Origin of the sequence: Streptococcus panodentis (assembly GCF_017884005.1) — a bacterium.
GTDB lineage: Bacteria > Bacillota > Bacilli > Lactobacillales > Streptococcaceae > Streptococcus > Streptococcus panodentis.
In genome coordinates, this window is the sequence record NZ_QFAY01000048.1 from 1 (window position 1) to 4,761 (window position 4,761).

Annotated in this window: 7 protein-coding genes and 1 pseudogene; all 8 read left to right on the forward strand. The window is 36.9% G+C overall.

All coding sequences use genetic code 11. From position 1 onward, the window contains the following. Positions 1 to 808, forward strand: a pseudogene (locus DHL47_RS13060) (hypothetical protein); the annotation flags it as partial. A 22-nt stretch (positions 809 to 830) separates the two neighbouring features. Continuing rightward, positions 831 to 1,592: a DUF443 domain-containing protein gene (locus DHL47_RS13065; RefSeq protein WP_245335650.1), complete on the forward strand. Its 762-nt coding sequence runs from the start codon at positions 831 to 833 to the stop codon at positions 1,590 to 1,592. Beyond that, positions 1,513 to 1,815, forward strand: a complete 303-nt coding sequence (locus DHL47_RS13070; protein ID WP_209552163.1) for a DUF4176 domain-containing protein — start codon at positions 1,513 to 1,515, stop codon at positions 1,813 to 1,815. The genes DHL47_RS13065 and DHL47_RS13070 overlap by 80 nt, the downstream gene beginning before the upstream one ends. A gap of 176 nt (positions 1,816 to 1,991) precedes the next feature. After that, positions 1,992 to 2,354, forward strand: a complete 363-nt coding sequence (locus DHL47_RS13075; RefSeq protein WP_209552164.1) for a hypothetical protein — start codon at positions 1,992 to 1,994, stop codon at positions 2,352 to 2,354. Between the two features lie 60 nt (positions 2,355 to 2,414). Continuing rightward, positions 2,415 to 3,002, forward strand: coding sequence for a hypothetical protein (locus tag DHL47_RS13080; protein WP_209552165.1), 588 nt, complete (start codon positions 2,415 to 2,417; stop codon positions 3,000 to 3,002). Continuing rightward, positions 2,920 to 3,534 carry a hypothetical protein gene (locus tag DHL47_RS13085; RefSeq protein WP_209552166.1) on the forward strand — a complete coding sequence of 205 codons (615 nt, stop codon included), beginning with the start codon at positions 2,920 to 2,922 and terminating at the stop codon, positions 3,532 to 3,534. The genes DHL47_RS13080 and DHL47_RS13085 overlap by 83 nt, the downstream gene beginning before the upstream one ends. Further along, positions 3,528 to 4,034, forward strand: a complete 507-nt coding sequence (locus DHL47_RS13090; RefSeq protein WP_128837583.1) for a hypothetical protein — start codon at positions 3,528 to 3,530, stop codon at positions 4,032 to 4,034. Before DHL47_RS13085 ends, DHL47_RS13090 begins: the two co-directional genes overlap by 7 nt. 261 nt (positions 4,035 to 4,295) lie before the next feature. Beyond that, positions 4,296 to 4,625: a DUF4176 domain-containing protein gene (locus DHL47_RS13095; protein WP_128837584.1), complete on the forward strand. Its 330-nt coding sequence runs from the start codon at positions 4,296 to 4,298 to the stop codon at positions 4,623 to 4,625. The last annotated feature ends 136 nt before the right edge of the window (positions 4,626 to 4,761 follow it).

The window sequence follows — 4,761 nt, forward strand, 5'->3', positions numbered from 1 at the left end:
TGGGAAAGAGTTAACAGATGAAGAGACGAAGACCCTTCAGGAGTATGAGTCACGCTATCCGAATAGTAATTTACTGGAAAATGTCAAGCATGCGCTAGATCAAAATGAGGCGAAGAAAAATATTGAGAAGCAAAAGGAAGTAGACAATAGCTCAGTGCAACAAACAAATGAATTCGCAAAAAAAGGTAATTCTTGGTTAGAAAACGCGACTAATTTTGGCGAGGGAATTGGTGAGGCTGGAAAGTGGTTACTTTCAAAATCAGCAAAAACATTATCTGAACTTACTCGAGCTTCAACAGTCGCGAGTCAAGGTGGACCAAATGGATTTGTTATGCTTGGAGAGAATCTCAGCAGAGTTGCTCGTAATAATGCTCAGTCAGCTGCTAAGATGGCAAAAGTCGGCAAAATACTAGATAACCCAATAACAAAAGTGCTTGGCTTTGGCTTTGGTGTTTGGAATGATGTTGCAAATGAAGGCAAGACATTGGGGCAGGCAGTTGTACATACAGGTGCAAGTACAGCGGTCGGTTGGGCAGCTTCAGGAGTAACAAGTGGTGCTATAGCTATGTTAGCTGGTGGGCCAGTCGGTTGGGCTGGTTTAGCAGGTTTTGCAGTAGGATACGGTGCAGTAAAACTTTTTGAATGGGGCTACGAGAATAATGCATTTGGGATGAGAGACACGTTAGACAATGTTGGGAAAGAGTTGGATAAAGGAATGAAAGCAGCAGGTGATTGGATTGGAGATACAGTGTCAGGTATAGGACAAGCTTTCTCTGGAGGATTTGCTTCTTTGAATCCCTTCTCTTGACGTTACGAAAGGTATTATATAAATGTTTAAAAAGGCTGAAATGGAGCCCTTGGCTAAAAAAAACCTTCGATATCGCATACTAAAAACAGAGGATAGATATTATCTTCTGGATGTAGAACGCCCTTTTTTGATTGTCTACTTCTTTCCCTTGTTGATTTACTTTATGCCTCACAGATGTTACGAGATGAGTAAGGAAGAATATGAGCAATTGTCCCAATCAGAGGAGAAGAATGCTCGGTTAAAAGAGGCTTTTGAAAAACATGGTCTTGGCTATAGCTTAGGAACTGGCGTAGGTGCCATGCTTCTATCAAGAGTATTTGATATTAATCAATTTTTGAAATTTGATTCAAGTAGAATTAGCAATTTTTTAGCTATTCTAATTGTATTATTGGTTTTTGGTTTGCGTTTATGGCTTACAGTTTCTTATGAAGTCCCTAGTGGATTAAAAAATAGGGGCTATCATAAGATATACCTTTATCCTCGTTTTGTTAAAGAATTGCTTTTTAGTATTTTTGCATATATTATGTCAGTGTTGTTTACAGTAATGATTATTGCCGCCTTTTTAACGAACATAATGGATAATTATATTGGTCATATTGGATTGTTAATATTTTTGACATTTTGGTTATTTATAGGGAATATGTTTTTCATGCGTCCGGCAAGTAATTACTGGATAAAAATAAAAAAGAAAAAAAGGAGAAAAAATGTTAAGTATCGGTTCAATTGTGCGTTTGAAAGATGGGTCCCAAGATTTGATGATTTTAAATCGTGCTCCTCTCATTGAAGAAGGTGATGAAACAGTATGGTATGATTATAGTGCTTGTAAGTATCCTATTGGTTTGGATGTTAATCAAGTATTTTATTTTAATGAAGAAAATATCTCTAAAGTCGTATTTGAGGGTTATATAAACGATAGCGAAGAACATTTTAGAGAGTTCTTTCAACAATGGATAAAAGAGCAAGGGACTTCTATTCCGAAAGGTAAAATAACAGGCCCTTTAGAGTAGCATAGAGAATATTACGCTGTAGAGTTTTCAATATTAGCCAATGCTTTAAAATAGAGAACCCCTCAAGAAAAAGTTATATTTTCAGGGGTTTCTCTCGTTTGTTTAAAAGCGGATATATTTGATTTAGATAAGCAGCAAAAACAGATTAGCCGAGGTAAAATGATATAGAGGTTATAATGAAAAAAGAAAAATCGAAACAAGATCAGCTGGATGACTTACATCGTCGCCAGTATGAACTAGAACATAAAATCGAGGATTTGGATGTTGAATATCGTCAGTTTAAGGTGACGCGAGAGGATGTGATGTCCTCACAAGGCAGCGCCCTATTTCACTTTAAGAACTTGTTGGATCTAGGAGTAACTTCGTCTCATTCAGCTTTCTACCATTATCTTTTAGATGATATTGAGTCGACTACACGGACGCTGGAAGTTGACTTTGAGGAAGAAGACAAAGCGATTAAGAAACGCTACCAAGCTTATCAGACGCAATTAACTGCTCTGCATGATCAGCGTAAAAAGCTGGAGTGTGATAAGCAATAGGTTGATAAAGTTTTAGCTAAAGATTTCAGCAATCTAAATTCACTAACAGAAAGGAAGTATATGGTAAAGGTAAATTATGCTAGTCTGCAGACACAGTCTTCCACGATGTCGTCTGCCTCGCAGTCACGTGTAGCAGGGTTCAACCAGTTGATTAGTGCCTTTGACAGCTTCGGCGGCAGCGGCGGTGAGCTGATAGGAACAGGCTATGATGCAGCCCGTGCATATGCGACAAGTGTCATGAGTCCTTATTATAAAGGGTGCATTCTCTACTCTGAAGCAGTTGCGGATGCGGCGAACACACTGGCGGATAGTTATGCGGCCAAGTGTGGAGCTGAAAATATAGATGAGGAACAGCTGCAAGCGGAGATTGATAGCGCAACGAGAGGTTGTATGAGCCTCAGCGCTTCGATTTCTGGTCTTCAATCTAAATCTAAACCAGCTGCAGGAGATGCGGCAAGAATTGGTCGCTTACAAGAACAGCTTACAGCAGCGCAAAATCAACTGACTGCTGCTCAGGAAAAACTGGATAATCTGAGGGCATTCAGTGCGGAGTCTCCAAGTGCCTGTGCCTCAGCAGATGGTTATCAGGGCTTGGTTTCTAAATATTTTTACAACAACTGCAGTGGAAAAAATAAGCAGTGCTGCTGAAGATAAGATTATTGACGTTGGTGCTAAAAAAGCGATGGAAAAAAGTGCTGAGATATTTGCAAACAGATATTCAACAGTCTTGAGCAACGGAAAAATCATGGGGATGACACCAGGAGCTACTAGAGCTGCTACAGAAGCGGCTGAGAATTCTATTAAAGGGACAGCTAAAGCTATTGGTAAAGGTGTTAGTACAGGAATGGGTTTAATAGCAGGTGTTGGCATTGACATGCTGTTTGGGGATTCTGCAGAAGTTGCTTGGGGGAAAGAAATTACTAATACTGTAACGACTGCAGGAGCCATTGCTTTGGTTGAAGGAGGGAGTGTAGTGTTGGCTTCAGTGGGGATGATGGCCAATCCAATAAGTTTAGGATTGGGCGCTACAGTTGCTATAGGTGTAGGTATAGCATATGCAAATGAATGGGCGAGAGAGACTTTCCCAGAGGTGAAAAAATTTGAAGATAATGTTGGGAAAGCTGTTGTTTCTGGTTGGAATAATATGGTTAATGGTGTCAAAGGGTTATTTTCATGGTAAATGTATATAGAGTTAAAGGCCAAATTTTTAATATCACATTGAATGATAGGGCGGTGCAAAAAGGTTGGTATCTGATTGTGACAGATTTAGGTCAAGAATATCTTGTGCAAAGAAATTATAGTCTGTCTTCTAAGAGATTTTTTAAAATTTATCAAACAGAATATTCATTATATAATCATATTGCTGATCGAGGATTGAATAGCACTAAGCGATTGACTAATTTAGGAATAGTAATTGTGTTATCAGCATTTATCCGTTGGCTGACTCCATTTGAGTTATGGTTAGGTCCGACAAATCATGCAGCAAGTTTAGTTCAAGGTAGTATAAATCTATTGATTTTAGTCCTTGTTTTATTAATTTCATTTTTCTTGGTGTCCTGGTATAGGAAAATTAAACTTAAAAATTTTCTTAGAGAACGAAATGCGGATTTAAGCTACACTGGAAAAGTTAGGTCGTTGACGCCATTAAAAACAGTGAAAGAAGGGATTGGTTTTTGGTGATTATGAAAGCGGTTTTTATAAAAATAGTTGCTTATGCATTTTTATTTCTTGTTTTTATTTTTCCAATATTTTTATTTTCCTATTTTGTTCAGTTGAGACTGTTTTTGATTATACCAATTATACTTTATATCATTTTATTTTATAATGGGATTGTTATTAACGAAAACAATCAGATTGTAGAATTTGAAATAGAAGAGAAAACAAAGTGAGATCATTTTACAAGAAAATAACATTTATTTAGATATTTAAAGGAGAGCAGGAGTGAAAACAAATAAGTTATTGACATTAGGTAGTGTGGTTTATTTAGAGGGTGGAGCAATACCAGTAATGATAGTTTTACGCCATCCGATTTTTAGCATCAAGGAGGAACTTTGTTATTTTGATTATGCAGGTGTAAATCAGTTGATTGGGTTAGAACCAGAAAAAATAACCTACTTTAATCATGAGGACATAAGTGAAGTGGTTTTTGAAGGATATGCAAGTGAAAATGAGGAACGAATTCAAAAAGGATTATCTGAATGGATTAGGGAACATCCGGAAATACCTAAGGGAGATGTTGATAAAATTAATTTAGCATTAAATGATAAATAGATTGTAATTAATAGTAGTTATTAAAGATGAGTTAGACGTGATAATTATGGAAAAATAATAAATCACTAAATAATTTTCATTGTTAACAGATAAGAATAAGATTGCACCACTAAAAGGAGAGATGATTAATATGAAA

Excerpts from the sequence above, each read along its gene's own strand:
- DHL47_RS13090 (WP_128837583.1), top strand. The coding sequence starts at position 3,528 with ATGGTAAATGTATATAGAGTTAAAGGCCAAATTTTTAATATCACATTG.
- DHL47_RS13065 (WP_245335650.1), top strand. The coding sequence starts at position 831 with ATGTTTAAAAAGGCTGAAATGGAGCCCTTGGCTAAAAAAAACCTTCGA.
- DHL47_RS13080 (WP_209552165.1), top strand. The coding sequence starts at position 2,415 with ATGGTAAAGGTAAATTATGCTAGTCTGCAGACACAGTCTTCCACGATG.
- DHL47_RS13075 (WP_209552164.1), top strand. The coding sequence starts at position 1,992 with ATGAAAAAAGAAAAATCGAAACAAGATCAGCTGGATGACTTACATCGT.
- DHL47_RS13070 (WP_209552163.1), top strand. The coding sequence starts at position 1,513 with ATGTTAAGTATCGGTTCAATTGTGCGTTTGAAAGATGGGTCCCAAGAT.